Annotated in this window: 22 protein-coding genes; 4 read left to right on the top strand and 18 right to left on the bottom strand. The window is 62.5% G+C overall.

Annotated elements, in window-relative coordinates:
• Positions 1–6: 6 nt before the first annotated feature.
• Positions 7–1,659: an MBL fold metallo-hydrolase gene (locus tag BM346_RS09925; RefSeq protein ID WP_092011587.1), complete on the bottom strand. Its 1,653-nt coding sequence runs from the start codon at positions 1,657–1,659 to the stop codon at positions 7–9.
• Between the two features lie 191 nt (positions 1,660–1,850).
• On the opposite strand from BM346_RS09925, the gene BM346_RS09920 reads away from it, so the two are divergent.
• Entirely contained in the window at positions 1,851–2,276 is a 426-nt protein-coding gene (locus BM346_RS09920; protein ID WP_092011584.1) for an acyl-CoA thioesterase, read from the top strand.
• Positions 2,277–2,286: 10 nt separating this feature from the next.
• On the opposite strand, the gene BM346_RS09915 is transcribed toward BM346_RS09920, so the two are convergent.
• The 4 genes from BM346_RS09915 to BM346_RS09900 form a co-directional block, all read right to left on the bottom strand.
• Positions 2,287–3,567, bottom strand: coding sequence for an MATE family efflux transporter (locus BM346_RS09915; RefSeq protein ID WP_228704325.1), 1,281 nt, complete (start codon positions 3,565–3,567; stop codon positions 2,287–2,289).
• 164 nt (positions 3,568–3,731) lie between these two features.
• Entirely contained in the window at positions 3,732–4,229 is a 498-nt protein-coding gene (tpx, locus tag BM346_RS09910) for a thiol peroxidase (protein WP_092011581.1), read from the bottom strand.
• A gap of 102 nt (positions 4,230–4,331) precedes the next feature.
• Positions 4,332–5,549 carry a multidrug effflux MFS transporter gene (locus BM346_RS09905; protein WP_092011578.1) on the bottom strand — a complete coding sequence of 406 codons (1,218 nt, stop codon included), beginning with the start codon at positions 5,547–5,549 and terminating at the stop codon, positions 4,332–4,334.
• Between the two features lie 101 nt (positions 5,550–5,650).
• Positions 5,651–6,550 (bottom strand): LysR family transcriptional regulator, encoded by a 900-nt coding sequence (locus tag BM346_RS09900; RefSeq protein ID WP_092011575.1) that lies wholly within the window; start codon positions 6,548–6,550, stop codon positions 5,651–5,653.
• Positions 6,551–6,657: 107 nt separating this feature from the next.
• On the opposite strand from BM346_RS09900, the gene BM346_RS09895 reads away from it, so the two are divergent.
• Positions 6,658–7,563, top strand: coding sequence for an acyltransferase (locus BM346_RS09895; protein WP_092011573.1), 906 nt, complete (start codon positions 6,658–6,660; stop codon positions 7,561–7,563).
• An 11-nt stretch (positions 7,564–7,574) separates the two neighbouring features.
• On the opposite strand, the gene BM346_RS09890 is transcribed toward BM346_RS09895, so the two are convergent.
• Positions 7,575–7,775 carry a hypothetical protein gene (locus tag BM346_RS09890; RefSeq protein WP_092011570.1) on the bottom strand — a complete coding sequence of 67 codons (201 nt, stop codon included), beginning with the start codon at positions 7,773–7,775 and terminating at the stop codon, positions 7,575–7,577.
• Between the two features lie 86 nt (positions 7,776–7,861).
• Complete coding sequence (locus BM346_RS09885) at positions 7,862–9,847, bottom strand: ribonuclease R family protein (protein WP_092011567.1); 1,986 nt, start codon at positions 9,845–9,847, stop codon at positions 7,862–7,864.
• A 118-nt stretch (positions 9,848–9,965) separates the two neighbouring features.
• Here BM346_RS09885 and BM346_RS09880 point away from each other — a divergent pair, with 118 nt between their 5' ends.
• Entirely contained in the window at positions 9,966–10,274 is a 309-nt protein-coding gene (locus BM346_RS09880; protein ID WP_139229931.1) for an AgmX/PglI C-terminal domain-containing protein, read from the top strand.
• Between the two features lie 63 nt (positions 10,275–10,337).
• Here BM346_RS09880 and BM346_RS09875 read toward each other — a convergent pair whose 3' ends face one another.
• The 6 genes from BM346_RS09875 to folE all read right to left on the bottom strand — a co-directional run bounded on the left by BM346_RS09875 (position 10,338) and on the right by folE (position 17,590).
• Positions 10,338–10,784, bottom strand: a complete 447-nt coding sequence (locus tag BM346_RS09875) for a DUF411 domain-containing protein (RefSeq protein ID WP_092011564.1) — start codon at positions 10,782–10,784, stop codon at positions 10,338–10,340.
• A gap of 119 nt (positions 10,785–10,903) precedes the next feature.
• A complete protein-coding gene (locus tag BM346_RS09870) occupies positions 10,904–13,681 on the bottom strand; it encodes a heavy metal translocating P-type ATPase (RefSeq protein WP_092011562.1) in 2,778 nt (925 codons plus the stop codon).
• Positions 13,674–14,099: a MerR family transcriptional regulator gene (locus BM346_RS09865; protein WP_092011559.1), complete on the bottom strand. Its 426-nt coding sequence runs from the start codon at positions 14,097–14,099 to the stop codon at positions 13,674–13,676. Before BM346_RS09865 ends, BM346_RS09870 begins: the two co-directional genes overlap by 8 nt.
• Positions 14,100–14,191: 92 nt before the next feature.
• A complete protein-coding gene (locus BM346_RS09860; RefSeq protein WP_092011556.1) occupies positions 14,192–14,503 on the bottom strand; it encodes a hypothetical protein in 312 nt (103 codons plus the stop codon).
• 89 nt (positions 14,504–14,592) lie between these two features.
• Complete coding sequence (locus BM346_RS09855) at positions 14,593–16,854, bottom strand: bifunctional diguanylate cyclase/phosphodiesterase (RefSeq protein ID WP_227662833.1); 2,262 nt, start codon at positions 16,852–16,854, stop codon at positions 14,593–14,595.
• Between the two features lie 166 nt (positions 16,855–17,020).
• The gene (folE, locus tag BM346_RS09850; RefSeq protein WP_092011551.1) at positions 17,021–17,590 is read right to left on the bottom strand and encodes a GTP cyclohydrolase I FolE; all 570 of its coding nucleotides are present in this window, start codon (positions 17,588–17,590) and stop codon (positions 17,021–17,023) included.
• A 211-nt stretch (positions 17,591–17,801) separates the two neighbouring features.
• Between folE and BM346_RS09845 the strand changes: the two genes are divergently transcribed.
• Positions 17,802–18,884, top strand: a complete 1,083-nt coding sequence (locus tag BM346_RS09845) for a patatin-like phospholipase family protein (protein WP_092011547.1) — start codon at positions 17,802–17,804, stop codon at positions 18,882–18,884.
• Positions 18,885–18,910: 26 nt separating this feature from the next.
• Here BM346_RS09845 and BM346_RS09840 read toward each other — a convergent pair whose 3' ends face one another.
• The 5 genes from BM346_RS09840 to BM346_RS09820 form a co-directional block, all read right to left on the bottom strand.
• On the bottom strand, positions 18,911–20,344 hold the full coding sequence (locus tag BM346_RS09840) for a CHASE domain-containing protein (RefSeq protein WP_092011544.1): 1,434 nt from the start codon (positions 20,342–20,344) through the stop codon (positions 18,911–18,913).
• A gap of 85 nt (positions 20,345–20,429) precedes the next feature.
• Positions 20,430–21,242, bottom strand: coding sequence for a zinc ABC transporter permease subunit ZnuB (gene znuB, locus BM346_RS09835; RefSeq protein WP_092011541.1), 813 nt, complete (start codon positions 21,240–21,242; stop codon positions 20,430–20,432).
• Entirely contained in the window at positions 21,229–22,014 is a 786-nt protein-coding gene (gene znuC / locus BM346_RS09830; RefSeq protein ID WP_092013574.1) for a zinc ABC transporter ATP-binding protein ZnuC, read from the bottom strand. The genes znuB and znuC overlap by 14 nt, the downstream gene beginning before the upstream one ends.
• Positions 22,015–22,022: 8 nt before the next feature.
• Positions 22,023–22,520: a Fur family transcriptional regulator gene (locus BM346_RS09825; protein ID WP_092011538.1), complete on the bottom strand. Its 498-nt coding sequence runs from the start codon at positions 22,518–22,520 to the stop codon at positions 22,023–22,025.
• A gap of 87 nt (positions 22,521–22,607) precedes the next feature.
• Positions 22,608–23,081, bottom strand: a complete 474-nt coding sequence (locus tag BM346_RS09820; protein WP_092011535.1) for a chemotaxis protein CheW — start codon at positions 23,079–23,081, stop codon at positions 22,608–22,610.
• Positions 23,082–23,089: the final 8 nt, after the last annotated feature.

Raw genomic sequence — 23,089 nt, 5'->3', positions numbered from 1 at the left:
CCCTTATCAGGCCTGACTGTCGTCCATCGCCTGCCAGACGTCGTCGGATTCCCGCGCCCTGTCTTCCTTTCTGAGCTTGATCAGGTGAGCCAGCAGCGAGCGCTTGGCCAGCCCGTGAATGCTGGCAGGTACGTCGTCGTAGGCGTGTTTGACCAGTTCCTCCAGGGTTCCGGGCCCATGCTCCCTCAGGCTGTTGGCGATCTTGCGCTCCCGGGTGAGGCGATGGGTGGTGAGCCAGTCAATGACCGACTGCACCTTGCCGATCAGGAAACCATGGGCGGGAGCGATCCAGCGGATGTCCTCCAGCAGCAGGCGGTCCAGGGATTCCAGGTAATCCTTCATGTCACCGTCCGGTGGATTGATGACCACGGTGGAGCCCTGCATGATGTGATCGCCGGCGAACAGCATCCGCTCTTTTTCCAGCAGGAAGCACAGGTGGTTGGAGGCATGACCCGGGGTGAACAGCACTTTCAGGGTACCGGCGGCGGTATCGATCCGGTCCCCATCCACCGGCACCTGATCCGGAGCGAAGTCGTGATCCTGGATCGGATCCTCCGCCGGCGCGTGCATGCCTCTGACAATGGCGCCGGTTTCATGCTTGAGCACCGCGGCTCCCGGGGAATGGTCCGGGTGGGTGTGGGTGCAGAGCACCTGGCCGATGCGGCCGCCCGTGATCTCCAGAATGTTCGCCAGATGTCTCTGTTCGGCGGGACCCGGGTCGATCACGGTCCATTCCCCGCCGGTAACGCCCAGCAGGTAGGTGTTGGTGCCGGGACCGGTCATGGCGCTGGGGTTGGGGCAGGTGAGGCGCACCACGGCGTCGGCCAGCTGGACCGGCCGTTCCGGTATGATCTCGGCCCTGGCCTGGCCGAGGCCTTCCGGATCGACCTTGCGCACCTCATCGAAGGGCGGCGTTCCCGGCTCGATGCTCACCGGCTTGCCGGCTTTGATTGCCGGCCAGGGCTTGTCCGGCTCTGCCTCCGGTGGCTGGGAGCGGGCGTAACGAATCAGCTCCTCGGTGGTGTCAAAACCCGCCAGTATGCGCAGGGTCCGCAGCGTCGGCGAGGCGAACAGACGGGTGCCCTTGCGATGTTCCACCATGGCCTGTTCCGGCGTCAGCCAGACGTGGTCGATGGTTTCCACCCGGTCATGGGTCGGTGACTGACCTTCCGGCAGCGCCGCCACAAAAAAACGCGTATCGAAGCGGCGCGGCGGCCCCGGCGGGGTTACCCAGTGGCTGAGGTAGGCCAGGCGGTCCAGCGGCAGGCTGAGTCCGAACTTGTGGCAGAGGGCGCCAAGGGTCTGGTCGCCGGCGAAGACCGCGTCCCTTTCGGCAAACACCGGATGGTCCGGTTTCAGTGTTTCACCATTCCCGTCCAGGGCCAGCATGACGCCGGCTTCCTCGAAGCTCTCCCTGATGGCGGCGGTCATGAAGTGGCTGCCGCCGCTTTCAACGCCCATGTCATGGCTTACGGAGGCATCGTTGCCACCGGTGAGCCACTGCTCACAGCGGCGGTCGGCGTCGTCCACAGCGCCTCCCGGAAAGACGTAGAAACCGGGCATGAACGTGGCGTCCCAGGTGCGCTGTAAGAGCAGAACTTCAAGGCCCTCGGAGGAGTCCCGGGTAATGGCGAGTGTGGCGGCAGGGCGGATTTCCATCAGATAATACCTGGATGACAGACATGAATGTTATTTTAGTGGCTTCCTAACATAACGAAAGCACGGGACGGACTCCAGTCTCCCTTGACCGGGGACGCGCCCATATAGGGGGGGCACCGGATGATTTGGCCGCGGGATGCCGGTATCATGCGCGTCACTTTTTCCGATTCATTTGTCCGGTTGACTGTGCCATGGCCCGAGTAAAACTTTCCTTTCCCGATGACGTGTTCGTCTTCTCCACCGATATGCCGGTTCGGATCACCGATATCAATGGCGCGAACCATCTTGGCAACGACGCTCTGGTGTCGATGCTGTCCGAGGCACGAGCCCAGTTCATGGTAAAGATGGGGCTGGAGGAAACCGTTGGCAATGGCATAGGTATCATCGTCACCGATCTGGCGACCATGTACCAGTCAGAGTCGTTCTTTCCGGAAATCCTGACTTTCGAGGTAGGGGTGACTGACCTCAACAGGTACGGCGGCGACTATGTGTTCCGGGTCACCAAGGCCAGCAGTGGCCAGCCGGTTGCACTGGCCAAGTACGGTTTCGTATTCTTCGATTTCCAGCACAAGAAGGTGGTCGAGCTGCCCGAGAGTTTTCGCAAGCGCTTTGTCTGAGCACCGTCCATCAGTGGGCCATGGTGCGTCGTAATTCCCCCATGCCCTGTCGGTACAGCAGGTAGGCCATGACACCGGCCATCAGGTTGCCCACCAGTGCGCCGGTCATCAGGCCGGTTATGTCCCCGAGTTGCCGTCCAATCCACAGCATTGGCAGGTAACAGGCGAACAGGCGCAGGGTGGAAATCAGCAGCGCCCGCAGGGGCAGCCCCAGGGCGTTGTTGACGGACACCATCAGCATGCACACCCCCAGACCGCTGTAACTCAGCGGCACCCGCAACAGGTATTCCCCAAGCACGTCGCTGACCTGCCGGTCGGCGGTGAACAGTTCCGACACCACGCCGGAGGCCATCAGCCAGATCACTGCGATGCCCAGTTGCCACAGGATAATGAACCGCACCGCCAGACGAACCAGTCTGCGAATGGTGGCGATGTCCCCCTGACCCAGCAGTCGGCCCACCATGGGCGGCATGGACATGGTCAGCGCGAGCACCACCACGATGGAGAAGAACTCCAGGCGGGTGCCCAGCCCCCAGGCCGCTACCGCCGCGGAACCGAAGGTGGCCACCAGGGCGGTGGCGAGCATGGCGGCCATGGGAGGCATCAGCTGACTGACCATCGCCGGTGCCATGGTGCCGGCCAGCTGGCGGAGGGCTTTGCCGAGATTGAGCCGGAACAGGTCGAATCCGAGCCAGCCCCGCCGCAGTAATGCCGGGTAGATGAACAGGCAGCCCACACCGAAGGAGGTGATGGTGGCCAGGGGCGCGCCGGGCAGCCCCCAGCCAAAGACGAAGATGTACAGCGGGTCGAGGGCGATATTGAGCAGGCTGGCCATCACCATGACTAGCCCGGGCAGCTTGGTGTCGCCATGGGACCGGCATATGCTGTAGCCGAAGTAGAGCACCGCGCCGGTCCAGGCTGCCACCAGCCAGGGCATCCAGTAAAGGCGGATCAGCGGCAGTAGGGCTTCTTCGGCTCCCAGTAGCGTCATGATGGTGTCGCGAAGAAGCCACAGACCGATTGCCAGCAGGCACACCAGGATGGCGCCGGTGACCACTACCAGACCGGCCAGTCTGACCGCACGGTCTTCATCGCCGGCACCGAGGGTGCGGGAAATAATGGCCGTGGTGGCAATGCCCAGGCCCACCTGCAGCCCGGTGATAAGCTGCTGCATGGGGACCGTGAAGCCCAGCGCCGCCAGGGGATCACGGCCCAGCTGGCCGATGAAGATACTGTCCGCCAGCTGAAAAGTCATCAGCGACAGTACCCCGAACAACATGGGCCAGGTCATGGTGAAGAGCTGACGGCTGAGATTGTCCGGCTGGTCGGTAGGGGTCACGGAAGCGGGTTACATCGTCGGTGGATGGTACTGGGCCCCGGCCACGGGTGTTCCGCGCCGGTCAAGCCGCCGGCCTACGGGATCCCCGTGGCGGCGGCCTGATGATACAGCGTTGATCAGAGTACTTTCAGGGCCGCGTCGTAGTCCGGCTCGCTCTTGATCTCGTCGACCAGTTCGCTGTGGAGTACCTTGTTGTTCTCGTCGAGAACCACCACGGCACGGGCGCACAGGCCGCTCAGGGGACCTGTCTGGATGGCGACACCATAGTCTTCCTGGAAGCCGGGGTTCCGGAAAGTGGAGAGATTCACCACGTCCTTGAGGCCTTCGGCGCCACAGAACCGGCCCATGGCAAAGGGCAGGTCCGCCGCCACGATGAGTACCACGGTGTTCTCCAGGCTGCCGGCTTTCTCGTTGAACTTCCGGGTGGATGCGGCGCAGACGCCGGTATCGATGCTGGGGATGATATTCAGGACCTTGCGTTTACCACTGAAATGATCGAGCCCCACGTCTTTCAGTTCGCCGGTGGTGAGGGTGAAATCCGGGGCGGTGTCGCCCGGCTTGGGGAAAGTACCGCTGACTTCGATGGGGTTGCCGCCGAGGTTGACCTTGCTCATGGGAAAATCTCCTTGCTCGATATTATTGGTGTCGGAACCGGTAACATACACTGGTTGGTGGCAATTTGGATGACCCCGCGAGCACGAAAACCAGAAAATTCCCTATTTGCCTGCCTCCGCGGGCTCGAAGCCCGGAGCCGGATAACGCTGAACCAGCAGCAGGTAGGCGGCCAGGGCGGCGACGGCGCAAACGGCGATGACACTGGCCATGATCAGTGACGTGCCGGTGTAAAGATGGCCGACAAGCGCCCCCACGCAGGCGGCAACGGCCATCTGAATGAAACCGAACAGGGCCGAGGCGGAACCCGCCATGGTTGGAAAGTTGGCCAGGGCGCCCGACATGGTCTGGGGCAGGGTCATACCCACGCCGACCATGAACAGGGTCTGGGGTATCATTACCGCCCAGACGCTGTAGACCCCGGTCATGGCCAGTGAAGCCATGATGCTGCCGCCGGCGACACTGATCAGCAGCCCCCGCAGCAGAATCTGATCCGGCACCAGCCGTCGGCCAAGGCGCACCGCCGTGAGGTTGCCGATAATGTAACCGGCGACCATACAGGCAAAGTACAGGCCGAAGTGGTCGGGGGCGATACCCAGGAAGTCAATGAGAACGAACGACGAGCCGGACAGGAAGGCGAATAACCCGGCAAAGGCGAAGGCGTTTGTCAGGGTGTAGCCGATAAAGCTGGGGTCGGTGCCAATGCGGCGGTAGTTGCAGGCCAGGTTGCCGAGCCTGAGGGACTGCCGGTTGCCCGGGGCCATGGGCTCCGGAATTCCGAAGGCGATAAGCAGAATGACCACCAGGGCATAGCCACCCAGGGCCACGAAGATGGCTGACCAGCCAAAACCGGAGAGCAGCAGGCCGCCAAGCGTCGGGGCCACCGCTGGCGCCAGGGCCATGATGCTGGCAAGGATCGCCATGATGCGGGCGGCCTCCCGGGGCGTGTAGATATCGCGGATGGCGGCACGACCGAGAACCGGGCCCGCCGAGCCACCAAGGGCCTGGAGGAAACGGAACGTCATCAGGCTTTCCACATTGGTGGCCAGGGCACAGCCGATGCTGGCGAGAAAGAACAGCAGCAACCCGAAGATCATCACCGGCTTGCGGCCGAAGCGATCCGCCAGCGGCCCACAGAACAGCTGGGCGACCGCGAAGCCGGCCATGTAAAGGCTCAGGGTCAGCTGGATCTGGTCCGGACCCGCCGACAGGGCGTCGCCCATGGCGGGCAGGGCCGGCAGGTACATATCCGTGGCCAGGGGGCCGAGGGCCACGGCGGCGGCAAGCAGTATGGTTGTCCAGATGCTGGTCAGGGCGAGCATGGGGGCGTCCGGTCGGTGAATCAGGGCTGACCAGTCTACGCGCCTGATCGGGGAAGATAACGGCCGGCCCGGTCATAGGACCTATGAACGATTTCGATCATTCAGGCGATGGCCCGTGCCACCGTGGCAAGCTCGTTGCGAATCCAGCGATGGCCGGCATCGGTCTGGTAGCGCTGGTGCCAGATCATCAGCAGGTTGACGTCGCCGTAGTCGAAGGGGAGCGGGGCGGTGGCGAACCCCCGCAGCAGCTGGTCTTTCATGCGACCGGGGGCGGACGCCAGCAGGTCGCTGCCCCGCAGGAATTCAGGCAGCCCGGAAAAGTTGGACACCGCCACCACGACGTTCCGGCTCAGCCCCCGGGCCTGCAGCGCGTTTTCCAGCCCGGTGCGCTCGCCGGTTCCGAACAGCACGTCCACATGCCTTGACCTCAGGTATTCCGCCAAGGTCTGTGGCGCCTGCCGGCGGGAGGGATCGTAGAAAATCACCATCCGGTCGGTGAGCAGTCCTTTCTGGATGATGTCAGCAGTATCCGGCGCGTGGGGCGTGATGATCAGGTCGCAGACGTCATCACGGAGCATTTCCGGACCGGGGATGCCGGAAGGTATGACCTGCAGGCGGATACCGGGTGCCCTTTCGGACAGTATCTTCATCAGGGGCGGCAGCAGCAGGTCCCGCTGGTAGTCGTTGGCGGCAATGGTGAAGGTGAACTGTGCGGTTTCCGGATCGAAGGGTGGCCCGGCGGACAGGGAGCGGAGCTCATCAAGGATCTGACGTACATGGGGCCCGGTTTTCACGGCATACCGCGTTGGCGCAATGCCCCGCCCGGACTTGACGAACAGCGGATCGCCCAGGGCCCGGCGGAGCCGCTCCAGGGTATGGCTGACCGCGGACTGGCTCATGCCGAGCTTTTCGGCTGCCCGCGACACACTGTTTTCCTGGAGTACCATCAGGAACACGGATAGTGAGTGGCTGTCGAGATTGAATTGATCAACGGATTTCATGGGTGAAGTGTATCACCGATTCCAGCCATGAAGACTGCAGACCTGCCCAAGCAGGCGATGCATTGTTATGATGCATGGTCCAAAACCCCTGAATAACGGAAAACGCGATGTTGGGTTTCCTGCCAAAGCCAGTAATTGGCGTTATTGCAATCAGTCTGCTGATTCTCAATACCCTGTTCTGGGCACTGTTCCTCTACATTCCGGCGCTCCTCAAGCTGATCATTCCCCACGAGGGTTTCCGCGTCGGCTGTACCAGGCTCATCATCTGGGTGGCGGAGAACTGGGTTGCGGGCAATAACGCCTGGATGCGACTAACCCAGAGAACCAAGTGGCACGTTGATGGTGCCGAAAAGCTGGAACGGGAAAGCTGGTACCTGGTATTGAGCAATCACCAGAGCTGGGTGGACATCCTGGCCATGCAGTGGGTATTCAACCGCCGGGCGCCATTTCTCAAGTTCTTTCTGAAGAAGGAGCTGATCTGGGTGCCGGTGATCGGCCTTGCCTGGTGGGGCCTGGACTTTCCGTTCATGAAGCGCCATTCCCGTGAGTACCTGCTCCGGCATCCGGAGAAGCGGGGCCAGGACCTGGAGACCACCCGCAAGGCCTGCGAGAAGTTTCGCTACACGCCCGTCAGCGTCATGAATTTCGTGGAAGGCACCCGCTTTACGTCCGCCAAGCAAAAGCAGCAGAAATCACCCTACCGTCACCTGCTGGTACCCAAGGCCGGCGGTGTGGGCTTCGTGCTGGATGCCATGGGGGATGCCATGGAAACGCTGGTTGACGTAACCATTGCCTATCCCGGGGGCGCACCCAGCTTCTGGGACTTTCTCTGTGGCCGGGTCAGCGAAGTGCGCATGGAGATCCATACCCACCCCATACCCGATGAGCTCAAGGGCCGGAACTATGCCAAGGACGCCGAGTATCGCCGCATGCTGAAAACCTGGCTGGCGGAGCTGTGGCGTGAAAAGGACGAGCGTCTGGAGCGTATGCTGGCGGAGGCGGAGACCCGCTGACGACCGCTTTTTCAGCTCTCGCTGTCGTCCACCTCGTCCGGATGCTCCCGCCGGAAACGCTCCCACTCCTCCCAGTCATGGGGTGTACCGGCATGGGGCCGTTTCAGATGGCGGGCGTGCTCCAGGGCATTGCGACGCAGGGAATGATCGCGCTCCTCATCGTCGTCCTCGAAGCCATACTTCCTCAGGAACTCCTGGGGGCTTATGGGCATGGGTACCTCCCTCCGCTTGAGCGGTCGTTACTACCCATACCCTACGAAGAGCGTCCGTCTTTGGCCTTATCCGGCCATGGCGCGGTCTACTCTCCGGGGTCGGACGGGCGCTCGGCCTCCGGGCTGTCACTGACCAGCTTTAAGTTGATCTGGCGGCGCTCCTCATCGATGCTGTCGAGCTTCACCACCACCTTCTGGTCCAACTGGAATGTGCGGGCTCCCTTGGTGGCCTCCAGGCGCAGCGTGACCGGATCGAAGCTGTACTTGCCGGACAGCGTCTTGCAGCTGACAAAACCTTCCAGACCGTTGGCGTCCAGGCGGACGAAGAAGCCCGCGGGCATGGTGCGGGAAATGGTGCCGGTCATGGGCTCATCCCCCAGCCCTTTGGCGTAGTCGCTCTTGAGCCAGCTCTCCAGGCTGTTGGATGCCTGGCGGGCCTGGATCTGGGCGGTCTGAAGCTGCTCGAGGCCATGTGGGGCCATGGCCTCGTGGCTCTCCTCCCAGAGCGCGGCCTTGACCAGCCGGTGCACGTAGAAATCCACATAGCGTCGCAGGGGCGAGGTGAAAGTGGTGTAGGCCGCAAGACCCATGCCCTGGTGAGGTGCCGCTTCAAATACCATCTCGGCCCGGGCCAGCTGACGGGCAATGATGGACTTGACCGGTACCTCTGTCTCCAGGTCAGTGGTGCGAACCATCAGCTCCCGGAAACCCTCCGGCGTGGCCGGATCGATGGCCGCCAGATGGGGAGCGTAACGCTCCAGCAAAGCCCGGATATTGTCCGCCCGGTCGTCCCGGAGGCCGGGATGGGAAATAAACAGACCCTGATCCTGCTTCGCCAGGAAGTCCGCGGCGCAGCGGTTGGCCGCCACCATGCAGTCCTCCACCAGGCGGTGGGCCTCGCTCTGGACTGTCGCTTCAATGGTCCGGATACGCCGGTTCTCATCCAGTCGCAGGCGGAATTCCGGCCGGTCGGTATTGAGCAGGGCGTGTTCGCCACGCCATCTGCGCAGGGCGGTGGCCGCCTGATGCAGCTGGTCCAGGTTGTTGGTCACATCACTGCTCAGGGCGTCGGTTTCCTCGGTGTGCTGGTCGTCCAGCAGCTGGCTCACCAGTTCATAGCTGAGCTTGCCCCGGGAGCGGATGACCGCCTGGTGGAAACTGTACTCCCCGAGGCTGCCATCATTGTTCACCTGCAGGTCGCATACCAGGGCAAGGCGGTCCGTGTCGGGCATCAGCGAGCAGAGCCGGGTGCTGATGGCTTCCGGCAACATGGGCCGGGGCTCGCCGGGAAAATAGATGGCCGTGGCGCGGTTGCGGGCCTCAACATCCGCCGGCGAGCCTGGCGGAATCAGCGCGGTCGGATCGGCAATGGCCACCGACAGTTTCCAGCCGGTGGCATTGGGTTCGGCCAGCAGGGCATCGTCCATGTCCTGGGTGCCGGGGCTGTCGATGGTCACATAGGGCAGATGGGTGCGGTCTTCACGGCCATTTCGGTGGGCATCCACAGAAGCTTCCGACAGGGTCTCGGCCTGGACCTCCACCTCTTCCGGGAAACGGTCGTCCATGTCAAAGCTGGCCAGGGTGAAGCTGCGTTCGATACCCGGGTCGCCACCTTTGCCAATGACCCGGATCACCTGGGCCTGGCCCTTGCCATCCTTGATGGGGTGGCGCAGCACGCGACAGTAGATGAAGTCCCCGGGCTCGGCATTCTGGCGCTCGTTCGGCGGCAGGAAAATCCAGCGGCCGATGCCGGGCGTTTCCGGAGCGACGAAGTGGCCCTTACCCTTTACCAGGTAGCGGCCCACGAAGGTGGTCAGGTCCGTTGACAGCAGTTCTTCCACGATGCCCTGGGAGCGGCCTTTTTCACCTGGCACCTCGGTAACGGTGACCCGGTCGCCGGGCAGAACCTTCTGCATTTCCTCCGGGGGAAGAAATACGTCGCGACCCTCGTCCAGTGCCACAAACCCGAAACGACCGTTGGTGGCCTTGACGGTGCCTGGAGAGACCACCTTGTTGTCCTTGATATCGGTTTTAAGCTGGCGCAACTGGTTGAGCGCGTCGGCATTGAGCATGAAATGAACCTGGTTGGTAAAAGTGACTGTTGGGCGGAGTATACCGGTTATGAGGCCGTGAGTCAGATGCTCTGTGGCTGTGAAATTGCGCCGGTAATGAGGCGTTTCCAGTGGCACAATGGTGTCGTTCAGTGCGGGTAACGACTATGAAATTCCGTATCTCTCCTACATTCCAGTGTCTTACGATCGTTCTGCTGGTGATTGTGACAGACAGCGTCGCAATCCCTCACTCAGGGGCACGGTAACACCGGAACTGGTGATCGAGGAGAGCGGGGCGGTATCCAGCTGCAATGTGGTGGAATCCACCCTTGACGAGCCGTCCCTGGAAGCGAAGATATGGGCCCGCCTGCAGCTGGTGAATTTCGGCGAGAAGCAGGGCGCCGAGCGCATCACCATACGCCACCCCATTGAGCTGCTGCCCGGTTAAAGCCGGAGGGGGCGGATTAGGGGCTCGCTCCCGTCAGAAGCGAGCGGGTGGCCGGAGTCGGATTCAGTTATGTTCCGCGAAGACCCGGGTCTGGCCTTCTTTATTAAACAGCAGCACCTGGTAGGTGTCCTTGCGATCACCATACTCCATGCCGGGGGAACCCATGGGCATGCCCGGTACACTCAGGCCGTGGCCCTGGGGCGACTCCGCAAGAAGACGCTGGATGTCCGAGGCGGGCACGTGGCCCTCGATCACATAGTCGCCGACAAAGGCAGTATGGCAGCTGGCCAGCTGACGCGTGAGGCCGGCATCCATCTTGACCTGGTTCATGTTGTCCATGTCAGTGACGTCCACCTCGAAGCCATTTTCCTTGAGATGGTCGACCCAGTCACCGCAGCAGCCGCAGGAAGGCGACTTGTACACCTTGATGGTTTCCTGGCCATCAGCCAGGACACTCTGGCTGCTGACAAGGGCGGCGGCAAGGCCAAGGGCGAGCGTGAGCTTTTTCATGGTAGATCCTCAGTGATGTTCTCTGTCGGTGTCAGGGGCGTCGGAATCAGAAAGCCAGAACCACCACACAATGGCCCCCATCAATACCAGTCCGGTGAGGTTGACTAGCACGGTCTCCATCAGTTCCCCTCCTGCCGGTGAGTTTTGTGGCTGGTTGTGAACAGGCGCAAACGGTTGGCGTTGGTCACCACGGTAACCGAAGACAGGGACATGGCGGCCCCGGCCAGGATCGGACTCATCAGCATGCCCCAGATAGGGTAAAGCACGCCCGCGGCGATCGGTATACCCATGGTGTTGTATATGAATGCCCCGAACAGATTCTGGTGAATGTTGCGCACGGTCGCCCGCGAGATCTCAATGGCGTCTGCCACCCCATGGAGCGACCCACGCATGAGGGTGATCGCCGCGCTCTCGATGGCCACGTCGGTGCCCGTGCCGATGGCAAAACCCACGTCGGCGGCGGCCAGAGCCGGGGCATCGTTGATGCCGTCACCCACCATGGCGACCCTGTAACCCTTGCGGCGCATCTCTTCCACGATATCGGCCTTGTCTTCCGGCAGCACTTCGGCGCGGATATCATCAATATTTGTCTTGCGGGCGATGGCCTCGGCGGTGGCCCGGACATCGCCGGTCACCATCATGACCCTCAGACCGGCATCGTGCAGCCGGCGAATGGCGGCTTCGGAATCCGGCTTTATGGCATCGGCCACACCGATAACCCCCAGTGCCTTGTCGTCAAGGGCCAGGAACAGCGGTGTGCCCGCGTCCCGCGTGATGGATTCGGCGGCTTCGTCCAGGGAGGCCAGGTCGACTCCCTCGCCCTCCAGCCAGCGACGGTTGCCCAGGCGCAGGGTCTGGCCATCCAGCTGTCCCTGCACGCCCTTGCCGTTGAGGGCCTCGAAGTCGGTCACCTTCTCCAGGGCGATGTTGTCGTCATCGGCCCGGTTCACGATCGCTTCCGCCAGGGGATGCTCGGAGTGACGTTCCAGCCCTCCGGCCAGGGCCAGAAGCCGGCTGTCGTCACTGCCCAGGGCGTGGACGTGGGTCACGGCCGGATGGCCTTCGGTGATGGTACCGGTCTTGTCGAGGATCACCAGGTCCAGTTTACCGGCCGTCTGCAGGGCGTCCCCCTGGCGGATCAGCGCACCGTATTCCGCGGCCTTGCCCACACCGACAATCACCGACATGGGTGTGGCCAGGCCCAGGGCGCAGGGGCAGGCGATGATCAGCACCGTAGTGGCCGCCACCATCATGTGGACCACCCTCGGGTCCGGGCCGACGTTGAACCAGACCAGGGCGGTGACCACGGCAATCAGCATCACGGTGGGTACGAACACCGCCGAGATCTTGTCCGCCAGTCGACCGATGGCGGGCTTGGACGCCTGGGCCCGCTTCACCAGCCTGATGATCTGGGCCAGGGCGGTCTCGCTGCCCACCCGGGTCGCCTCGTAGACAATGGAACCCTGGGTATTCAGGGTGCCGGCTGACACGTCATCCCCGTCTTCCTTGGTGACGGGCATGGGCTCACCGGTGAGCATGCTTTCGTCGATGCGGGTCCTGCCTTCGACGATCACGCCGTCAACCGGCAGCTTCTCACCGGGTCGCACCCGGATATGGTCACCCCGGCGCACCTGTTCCACCGGGATGTCCTGCTCCTCGCCGTCGCGGATAACCCGTGCTGTCTTTGCCCTCAGGTCCAGAAGCCGGCGAACGGCCTCGGAGGTCTTGCCCTTGGCCCGCAGCTCCAGGGCCTGACCCAGGTTGATCAGGCCTATGATCATGGCCGAGGCTTCGAAGTAGACATGCCGCGCCATCTCGGGGAAGACGTCCGGGAACAGGGACACCACCATGGAATAGACCCAGGCGGTGCCGGTACCCAAAGCGATCAGGGTATCCATGTTGGCGTTATGGTGGCGGAAGGCTTTCCAGGCGCCGGTGTAGTAGTGGCTGCCGGTCGCCACCATGACGGCGATCGTCACCAGGCCGAGGATGATCCAGGTGAGCTGGTTGGCCTCACTCACCATCATCGATCCGAAGCCCATGCCATAGGCCATCAGCCCGATGCCAAGGCTGACACTGACCGCCATCTTGACCAGCATGTCCCGGTACTGTTTCCGGTCCTGTTCCTGTTTCTGCTCGTCGGCGGCCTCCTGGTCCTCGATGATACTGGCGCCATAGCCGGCACTTTCCACCGCCTTGACCAACGCCTCCGGGTCGGCATCCCCTGAGGCCGTGGCGGTGTTGTCCGCCAGGTTCATATGGGCGTGAGTCACCCCGTCAACGGACAGCAGTGCCTTCTCGATGGTGGAGACACAGGAGGAACAGGTCGCTCCCGACACGGAGAGGTAGGTCTGGTTCTCGTCGTCCCCGGATTCCACTGACTGCCGGGACTCGTCCGGTGAGGGCCTGGTGCCGTCCCCCGCGGATTCCTCCTCCGCGTTTTCGGACTCCCCGGTGCCGCTGTCCTCCTGTTCATCCAGTGGTTTTGCCGGGTAGCCGGCATCGGTTACCCGTTGAGCGGCCTCGTCAAGGTCGGTACCGTGGGGCAGTGTCACCGTTTGCCGGTCCAGGTCCACTTCGATCTGGTCGGTGTCATCGATCAGGGGATCCAGTGCTCCGCGGATCTTCCTGGCACAACCCTGGCACGACGCACCGGAGATGGACAGTGCCGGCCCTGGCAGGGGTTCCGCCGGATAGCCCGCCTCGCTCACCCGCTTCGCGGCATCATCGAGGTCCACTCCGGAGGGCAGGGCCACGGTCTGCCGGTCCAGGTCCACCTCGACCTGTTCCGGATCCCCGGTCAGAGGTTCCAGGGCGCCCCGGATTTTCTTCACACAACCCTGGCAGGACGCGCCGGAAATGGACAGTCCGGCATGCAGTTCTCTGGTCTCACTCATGGTGGCAGGTCTCCTCAATATCCCAGTGCTCGATCAGCCGACAGACGGTATGGCCGTCAGGCGTTCCGTCCGGCATGGACTGCCAGGCTGTGAGCGCGCTGGTCATGCGTTCGCGAAGGCGCTGAAGCTCGTTGATCTCCTTTTCCACCTCCATCAGCCGCGCTTCGAACAGCTCCCGCACCATGGGGCAGGGGGAGTGATTGTCATCGGCCTGGTCGAGGATGGCGCGAATTTCCGGCAGGGAAAAACCCAGTTGACGGGCCTTGCGGGCGAACCGCAGTCGGCGCAGGTCTTCCGCACGGTATTGCTGGTAATTGTTGTCCGGGTTCCGTTCCGGATGCAGAAGACGTTCCCGGGTATAGAAGCGGACAGTATCCGGATTCACCTCGGCGGCTCGGGCAATGTCACTTACTTTCATGATGTTTTGCTCATGGTCAGCTTTCACACGAGCTTAACCTAAAACCTGTGAGTAGCTCAAAGGTCAAGGGTTTTTTTATCCTGTGCCGGGGTTCAGTCTCCCCGGGATCGCAGGAACACACCGCAGTGACGGCACTGGTCAGGCGCCATGAGCTTGGCCTGCCAGCCAATCGGGTGGCCACAGGCGGGACACTTCAGCCGCCACTGAAGCACGATAACGGGAATGACGAGCAGCGCCAGCAGAACGCCGAGGGCACCCCAGTTGTCGCCACTGGACACGCCGAGCTGACTGCTGAACACCAGCAGGAGGATCAGAGTGATGAAGGCAAAGATGAAGTAGGCCTTGTTGATCGCTTCCCAGCGACGCAGGCGTTGATTCTGTTCGGATGTCAGGTAGCTGGCCATGGTATTCCTGTCTGAGGGGGTTCTGGCAGGGCTTGCCTGTCGGCGCCTGATGCCACTCCCCGTATTTTCGGCACAGGGCGGCCGGCGGATCAACTGTTGTGCTTAAGGGATTCCGGCAGCAGCCCCTGGGTCAGTTTCTCAGCCAGCTTGCGTGCCGGCATCGGCCGACCGACGAGATAGCCCTGGGCCAGGTCACACTGGTGATTGTACAGGAAGCGCAGCTGTTCCTTCGTTTCCACTCCCTCGGCCACCACCCGGATGCCCAGGTTATGGGCCAGGTTGATGATCGCTCGGGTGATAACGGCGTCATCCTGTTGCTGGGCCACGTTGGTGATGAAGGAGCGGTCAATCTTGAGCAGATCAACGGGGAAGTTTCGCAGGTAGCCCAGGGAGGAATAGCCCACCCCGAAATCGTCAATCGCCAGGTGCACACCCAGCTCACTGATGCGTCGCAACTGCTCATGATTGTGTTCGATGTTGGCGATAAAGGACTCCTCCGTCAGCTCGATTTCAAGCTGGTGGGGAGCCACGCCGGAGTCCAGCAGGCACTGGCCGATGTAGTCCGGAAGATCCGGCTGATCCAGTTCCCGCCCGGACAGGTTGATGGCGATGCGCAAGTGACTCAGATTGGTGTTCTGCCACGCCCGCAGCTGGCGGCAGGCGGCCTGGATTACCCACCGGCCTATTTCCGCGATCCGGCCGCTTTCCTCCGCCAGGGGGATGAATTCCACCGGGGGCACCATGCCCCGCTGCGGATGGTTCCAGCGTATCAGTGCCTCCACGCTGCAGGCCCGTGAGGTGATCAGGTCCAGCTGGGGCTGGTAGTGCAGCTCGAACTGATCCCCCGCCAGGGCTTCGCTGAGGTCCTTGTCCAGCTCCAGCCGCCGGACTTCCCGGTCCTGCATGCCTTCAGTGTAGAACTGGTAAGTGTTCCGGCCCCGCTCCTTGGCACGGTACAGGGCAATATCGGCATTCCGAAGAAGAATGTCGGCATCCAGGCCGCTCTGGGGGTAGACCGCCACCCCCATTGTCGCCGTGATGGAGTGAGGCTCGCCATGAACCTGGAAAGGCCGTGCGAAGCAGCTCTTGATCTGTCCGAGCAGGTGAATGACGTCATCAATATTGCCCACATGCTGCTGGCAGATCATGAATTCATCGCCGCCTGAGTAGGCCACCATCACCCGCTCATCACTGAGCCTGTTGAGGCGCTGGGAGACGCGGATGAGGAGCTCGTCGCCGAACTGGTGGCCCAGGGAGTCGTTGAGGGTCTGGAAGCGGTCCAGATCCATCATGATCAGCGCGACCTGCTGCATCTTGCGGTCCGCCTGGGTCAGGGTATGTTCCAGATCTTCCATGAAAAAACGGCGATTGGCGAGACCGGTGAGGGCGTCGGTGGATTCAAGCCGGGCGAGATCCTGCTGTACCGCCACTCGCTGATCGATTTCCGCTTCCAGTTCACGACGGGTCCGCAGCAGGTCCTGATTTCGTTTCAGGATCAGTTGAGCCAGCAGAATACTCAGGGACACCAGTATGCCCAGGGCTACCATGCTGATAAAGGTCACCCAGGGCCAGATGCTCCGGTAGCGGTTCATCCATGGGAGGGTGGGGGTGGCACGGAGGGACCAGGTGACCGAAGGCAGGTCAAGGGCGGAGGTATAACTGAAACGATCAGCCGTGGGCTGGTCGGATAAGAGAGAGAACGCGACGCTTCCATCCTCGATCAGCGCGAGGCTGAATCTGTCGCGGATGCGGGGCAGTACCAGGGCATCCGCCAGCCGCTCCATCCGGAAGACCCCGGCGATAAAGCCATTGCTCTGGTTCCCTTCGCCAATGGGGGCATACACCACGAGCCCTGTGCCGCCCTGCTCCAGCTCAATCACTCCGGAAATGTCCGGCTCGCCGGTTTCCTGAGCCTCTTCAAGGGCCTTCCGACGAGCATCGGAGAAGGCGACGTTGTAACCGAGCACCCCTTCATTGCCTTCCATGGGTTCCAGCCAGCGGATTGTGAAAGACTGGTCAATCCACTCAATGGCCTGGAATGTCCGGAAATCCTCAAGGTACTGGCGGGCATCCCGGCGCCAGACCTCCACGGGCATGTCCGGCCGTGCCTCACGCCGTTCGGCCATGCGCCTCAGCGCCAGTACGTGGTTGAGGAAGTCCTGTTCCAGTTGCCTGGCCAGATCGTTGGTTTCGGCGGCCAGGGTCTGCTGGATCTGGGTATCTTCTGCGGAATCCAGGCCCATCTTCAGTCCCGTGGCGATTGCCAGGAACGTCAGCAGTACAACAATCGGAAACCCCGGCCGCATGAGCTGGCGCACAATCATGAGGGACAGCGGGCGTGGTTGACGCACACGGGGCTCCGGCACAGGGTTAACGGGTACTGGCTGATATCAGGGTCGGCCCGGCTGTCTGGTGCTCACCGGTGTGCCGCCTCTGGCACTATGTCATATTTGCAACCAGTTTCAATGAGTCAGGTCATGATTTTACGAATAAAGACACCAATGGGTGTCCCTGGTGTCAGTCCCGTGAGGCGATCAGTTGCAGGAATTCGGTACGGGTGGCCTGGGACCGTCTGAAAGCCCCCAGCATCATGGAGGTTTTCATCACCGAGTTCTGCTTCTCCACCCCGCGCATCATCATGCACATGTGCCTTGCCTCGATCACCACGGCCACGCCGGCCGCGCCGGTTACCTGCTCCACGGCCTCGGCAATGTCCCGGGTGAGGTTTTCCTGGATCTGAAGCCGGCGGGCGTACATGTCGACAATACGGGCGAACTTGGACAACCCGAGAACCCGGCCATTGGGAATATACGCAATATGGCACTTGCCGATAAAGGGGAGCAGGTGATGCTCGCACAGGCTGTAGAGTTCAATGTCCTTGACCAGCACCATTTCGTCCATGGAGGATTCGAAAACCGCCCGGTTCACCAGCTCGCCGAGGGTCTGGTTGTACCCCCGGGTCAGAAACTGCATGGCCTTGGCCGCCCGCTTGGGGGTGTCCTGCAGGCCTTCACGGTCCGGGTTTTCCCCCAGGCCTTCAATGATGGCGCGGTAGTGATCAGAGAGGTTATCGAGAGGGTCAGTCATTATGTGTTCCGTCAGGGATACGACGTGGCTTAACCCGCCATTGTAAGCCAAGTTGGCCGGTAACAGTATCCCCCCTCCCGGCCGCCTGCCGTGAAATCGTTTCGTAATGGACGCCGGGGAGGCGGTCCCGGCTTTCCCGCGAGGTTATGGCGGTGTCCGAGGGCTTTCGTTACACTCGCGGCGAACCAGGGAGTCAGGGAGATCCGAAACCATGCCAGCCATTCATACCAGACCGCCAGCACTCACCATCAGGGCAGGGCGCCGCGCACTGGAGCGGGTGCGTGAGCGTGGCCTCGCCCCGGAAGATGTCCATGTGATACCCGGTGCCGCAGGGGGACCCAAGGCGCTGGGTCTGTCGGGACTGGACCAGGCCATATTCGGAGAGTGGCTGCCGAGGGCTCCGCAGGTTCGGGCGCTGATCGGCTCATCCATTGGCAGCTGGCGGTTCGCCGCCGTGGCGTCTTCCGGGGATCCTGCGGCTCAATTGGCGAAACTGGCGGAACTGTACACCTGCCAGAGGTTTTCCCGGGGTGTCAGTCCGATGGAGGTCACCCGCAAGAGTACGCTTTTCCTGGAGGAACTTCTGGGGGGCCGGGAGGAGACCATTCTCCAGCATCCCTGGTACCGGCTGAACATCGTGGTGGTGCGGAGCCTGGCCGGCCTGGAGGATGATGCCAGGAACAGACTGGGCCTCGGCCTGGCGAAGGCGATCAGCGCCAATATGGTGAGCCGGCGGCACCTGGGCCGTTTTTTCGAACGGGGCATCATCCACGACCAGCGACTGCCCACACCGGTAGCCAAGCTGGTGGATTTTCCCAGTCACCAGGTGCCCCTGAGCCATGAGAACCTGATCCCCGCACTGCTGGCCTCGGCGTCCATTCCCCTCGTCATGGCTGGTGTACGCAATATTCCTGGCGCTCCGGAGGGGGTGTACAGGGATGGCGGGTTGCTGGATTATCACCTGGACCTGCCCTTCAGGCAGAACGGAGTGGTCCTCTACCCCCACTTCACGGACAAGGTGATTCCGGGCTGGTTTGACAAGTCGCTGCCGTGGCGGCGTGGTGATGCCGGTCGGCTGCAGGACGTGGTGCTGGTGGCGCCTTCCCGTGAATACCTGGCGTCCCTGCCGGACAGGAAACTGCCGGACCGGAAGGACTTCGAACGCTACGCCGGGGACGATGCAGGCCGGGAGCGGACCTGGCGCACGGCCATTGCCCGCAGTGACCGACTCGGTCAGGAGTTTCTGGAGCTGGTCGAGACAGGTCAGATCCGGGATGTACTGAGGCCGCTCTGAAGCGGTGGGTGCGCCGACCGCTCCGTTTACTGACGTGGGGTCATGGTCATCCGGAACCCGCTACAGCCGCTAAGGGGATCCTTGAGGGCCTTTATCCTGATGGCCACTGGCAGCGGCTCCTCCGAAACGGTGACCAGGTGACTGTCCATGCGTTGGGTGACCTGTTCCCGCCTTGCCGCGTCGAAGGCCATGGCAAGCTCGGTCCGGGCGTCAGGAGGAAACAGGCAGTCGACGGGGCTGTCGGCAAGCTCCGCCGAGGGTTGATCCAGTAAAGTCGCCGCCTGGGGCGATAGGTAGCCAATTCGCCGGCTCTCGTCCAGCTCGGCGAAGATACCGGCTCCCAGCTCGATCAGGTCCCGGGTCCGGCGGTCGCTCTCCTGCAGGGAGTGATGCAGGATCGACTTCTCCACGCGGGTATTCTCCAGTTGCCGGCCCAGGTGCCGGGCGCGTTCTGTGCGACGGTGGAGTAACCGTCGCAGGCGTTGCGAGAGCAGGCCTGCCCACAGGGTCAGACCGGTAGCCAGCAGCGTTACGGTGAGACCAGCCAGCCATGCGGGCCAGGCCGCCTGCTGACGCAGGGTGCTCTGCCACTGTCCGGAAGGCCAGGTGCTGAGCATCCACTGGCGGTCCGCAAAAGACACGGGTGATCGAGTCGCCGGCACATCGTCGGGCTCGTCTGCCGATGGCAGGGACGCCATGGGTCGCAGGGCGAACCTGCTGATGTCGTGGATCTCCACCCGCCAGCGGTCATCATGAAGACCCGCGAGCTGGTACTCAAGCCACTGCTGTGGCTCGATGACAACCGAAAGCAGCCCCTCGCCACCGGCGCCGGCGGGCAGGAACACCCTGAGGGCGGAAAGCTCGCCCCCGTTGCGGCTCAGCCTTGTCAGTGTCGTGGCCGCCTGGCGGTGCTCCTCCCGGACCTTGCGCAGGGCGCTGCGCCAGTGGGGCACCGAAGTGGCAACCAGGCCCAGGCTTGCGTTAGAGGCGGGGTCGTCTCCATGGAAGACGCTCTGACGCACAATCAGATAGTCTTCCCGGGGAGGGGCCACAGCACTTTCGTAGGCGCCGTCCCATTCGCCGAACTGAATGAACTGTCCGCTTTCCTCGCTGAGCTGTCTCTCCACCATCTCCCGCTGACTGTGTTGCACAGTGATCAGGCGCTCCAGGCCGGCAATTTCAGGATGATCCTCGAGAAATGTCTCGGCGTGAAAGATGAATCCGTCCCGGGAACCCCCAGGCAGGGCGCCGGCTTCTGACAGGGTTTGTTCAGCCTGCTGGCTCAGGGCCCGGGCCAGCTGTTCATGATGGCTTCGGGACAGCTCCCGGGCCAGGTGATTCACCGGTGCCTCGCTGCGGGGTGCGACCAGGGCCGTGATGGTCAGCCCGGCAACCAGCACCAGCCCTGGTAACAGCCATGGCAGGTGTCTGTATTGAGTTAACGAGTGCTCGCTGTCCATGGGCGAATCCTGTCCCTGTAATCGCCGGTTGTGGCGGAATGAACCGCTTACAATCTAGCCCAGTGCCACGTCCCCTGCCACCGGTTCAGGCCCGGGCCTTGCGGACCAGGGCATAGACCAGCACAAAGACCGTGAAAGCGGACACCACAATGGAAGGGCCAGCGGGTGTGTCGACGTTCCAGGACAGGGTCAGACCCCCGGAGACGGCAATCATGCCAAAGCCTATGGCCATGAGTACCATCTTCTCGGGGCTGCTGGCCAGGCGCCGGGCGGTAGCCGCGGGAATGATGAGCAGGGCGGTGATCAGCAGCACGCCCACCATTTTCATGGCCACGGCAATCACCAGTGAAAAAATCAGCATCAAAGCCAGTTGAAGTCGGGCCACCGGGAAACCTTCCACCCGGGCCAGTTCCTCGTGAATGGTGGCCATCAGCAAACCGGGCCAGAGCCAGAACAGCAACGCCAGCACGACAGCGCCGCCACCCAGGATCAGGCCCAGGTCCTGACGGGTCATCGCCAGCAGGTCGCCGAACAGGTAGCCTGTGAGATCTACACGGAGATCCGGCATGAAACTGAGGGCAACCAGGCCAATGGCAAGGGCGCTGTGGGCCAGGATGCCCAGCAGGGTATCGGTGGCCAGGGCCCGGCTCCGGGACAGGTACACCAGCGCAATGGCGAGCAGCGCGCAGGTGATGGTGACGCTCAGGCTCAGGTTGATCTGAAACAGGAACCCCAGGGCGATACCCAGCAGGGCGGAATGGGCGAGGGTATCGCCGAAGTAGGCCATGCGTCGCCAGACCACGAAGCAGCCCAGGGGACCCGCCACCAGCGCAACCCCAAGGCCACCCAGCAGCGCCCGCCAGAAGAAATCATCGAGAATCGGGTCAAGAATGGACATGATGGTCGCAGGCATCTTGGTGCTGGCTGGAGTGACGTTCGTCCACCACGTCCCCATGGAGATCGTGGTGATGATTGTGGTGGTGCTGATAAACCGCCAGGCTTTCGGCTACCGGCCGCCCGAAGGTTTCCACGAAGGCGGGGTCATGGGAGATGTCCTCCGGGTACCCGCTGCAGCAGACATGCTGGTTCAGGCAGATTACCCGGTCGGTTGCCGCCATCACCAGGTGAAGATCGTGGGAGATCATGATGACACCACAATGGAGCTGGTCACGGAATGAGCGGATTAGGTCGTAAAGGGCGGCCTGGCCGTTAATGTCGACACCCTGGGCGGGTTCGTCGAGGACCAGCAGGTCCGGTTTTCGCACCAGCGCCCGGGCCAGCAGAAGGCGTTGCATCTCGCCGCCGGAGAGGTGGTGAATGGACTGACGAAACACCTGCGGGATGCCGGTCTGGTGGAGCGCGGCCTGGCATTCCTTTGTCGAAGCTCCGGTCAGCGAAAGGAAGCGTCGGACACTCAGTGGCAGTGTGGTCTGCAGCTGAAGGTGCTGTGGGACGTAGCCGATCTGCAGGCCGGGGGTTTTGTGAATACTGCCGCTGGTCAATGGCTGCAACCCGAGAACGGTCTTGATCAGCGTGGTTTTGCCGGCGCCGTTGGGACCGATAATGGTGACGATGTCCCCCCGGTGAACGTCCAGGCTGACGTCATCCACCACCTGCAGCTTGTCGAATCTGACGGACGCCCGCTCAAGCCGGACCAGCAAGTTGGTCATGGCTGCCCTCACTCCCCGCCCACCGGTGCGATCGCCCGGCATGCAGGACAGAGGCCGGCTACCTCGATGGTCGTATCCAGGGGCTCGAAGCCCTGTTCGGAGCTGGCGGCATTGACCGCCTCGGCGACCGGACCAGAGGCCAGTTCATGGACGTTACGGCATTGCTGGCAGATCAGGAACATGCCGGTATGGTTTTCCCGGGCGTGGGCGCAGCCGACAAAGGCGTTCAGGGAGGCAATGCGGTGGACCAGACCTTGCTGCTGGAGAAAATCCAGAGCCCGGTAAACGGTGGGTGGCGCGGCGTTGTGGCCTTCCTGTGCCAGCACTGCCAGCAGGTCATAGGCCCCCAGGGGCTTGTGGGACTCCCATACCAGCTCCAGGACACGGCGGCGGATCGGAGTCAGCCGGGCATTACGGGCCTGGCAGATGGCCTGAGCCTCTGCCAGGGCGTCACGGACGCAGGCGTTGTGATTGTGGGGACGATAGGGCAGCGCGTTGGCGGGCATGGCTCCGGTTTCCGAGAAAAACAATGCAACAATATAACATTGTTTTCCCGTTTACACACAAGGGCTCCGGCCTGGCCGGGCTGACGGTCAACCGCGGTCCAGCGCCTGGAGGCCCAGATTTTCGAGGTATTCCAGGTCCGGTATCCACACCGGTTCGCCTTCCAGGTCCACCTGCATCAGATCGGCCGGCCCCTTGCTGGTGTCCTCGGTCCCCTGCACCTGCTCGGGCTCAAGCCGGGCCTGGCTCGGAATGCCCTGGGTGATGATGGCCAGGAAGGGCAGCCGGTCGTGGCTGGGACCAATGGTGTTGAGCACCACGACCCGGCCACGGCCGGTGCCCGGCATGACGGCCGACTGGCCGTTGGCGCCTTCATAGGAAATAACCGGCAGCTGCAGCCCACGCCATTCAAGGAACCCCGCCAGCCATGACGGCCCGTCATGGCCCTCGAGATCGGTATTGTGGTCCACCACTTCCGCTATGGATACGTTGGGCAGCAGCAACTGCCGGTCAGTCATGGGGATCAGTACACAGGGTAGCGTTTTCGTGGTGGTATCAGTCATGTTATCTG

Origin of the sequence: Marinobacter daqiaonensis (assembly GCF_900115285.1) — a bacterium.
Classification (GTDB): domain Bacteria; phylum Pseudomonadota; class Gammaproteobacteria; order Pseudomonadales; family Oleiphilaceae; genus Marinobacter; species Marinobacter daqiaonensis.
Note: the sequence above shows the minus strand (reverse complement) of the source record. Positions and strands in the feature narration are given on the sequence as shown.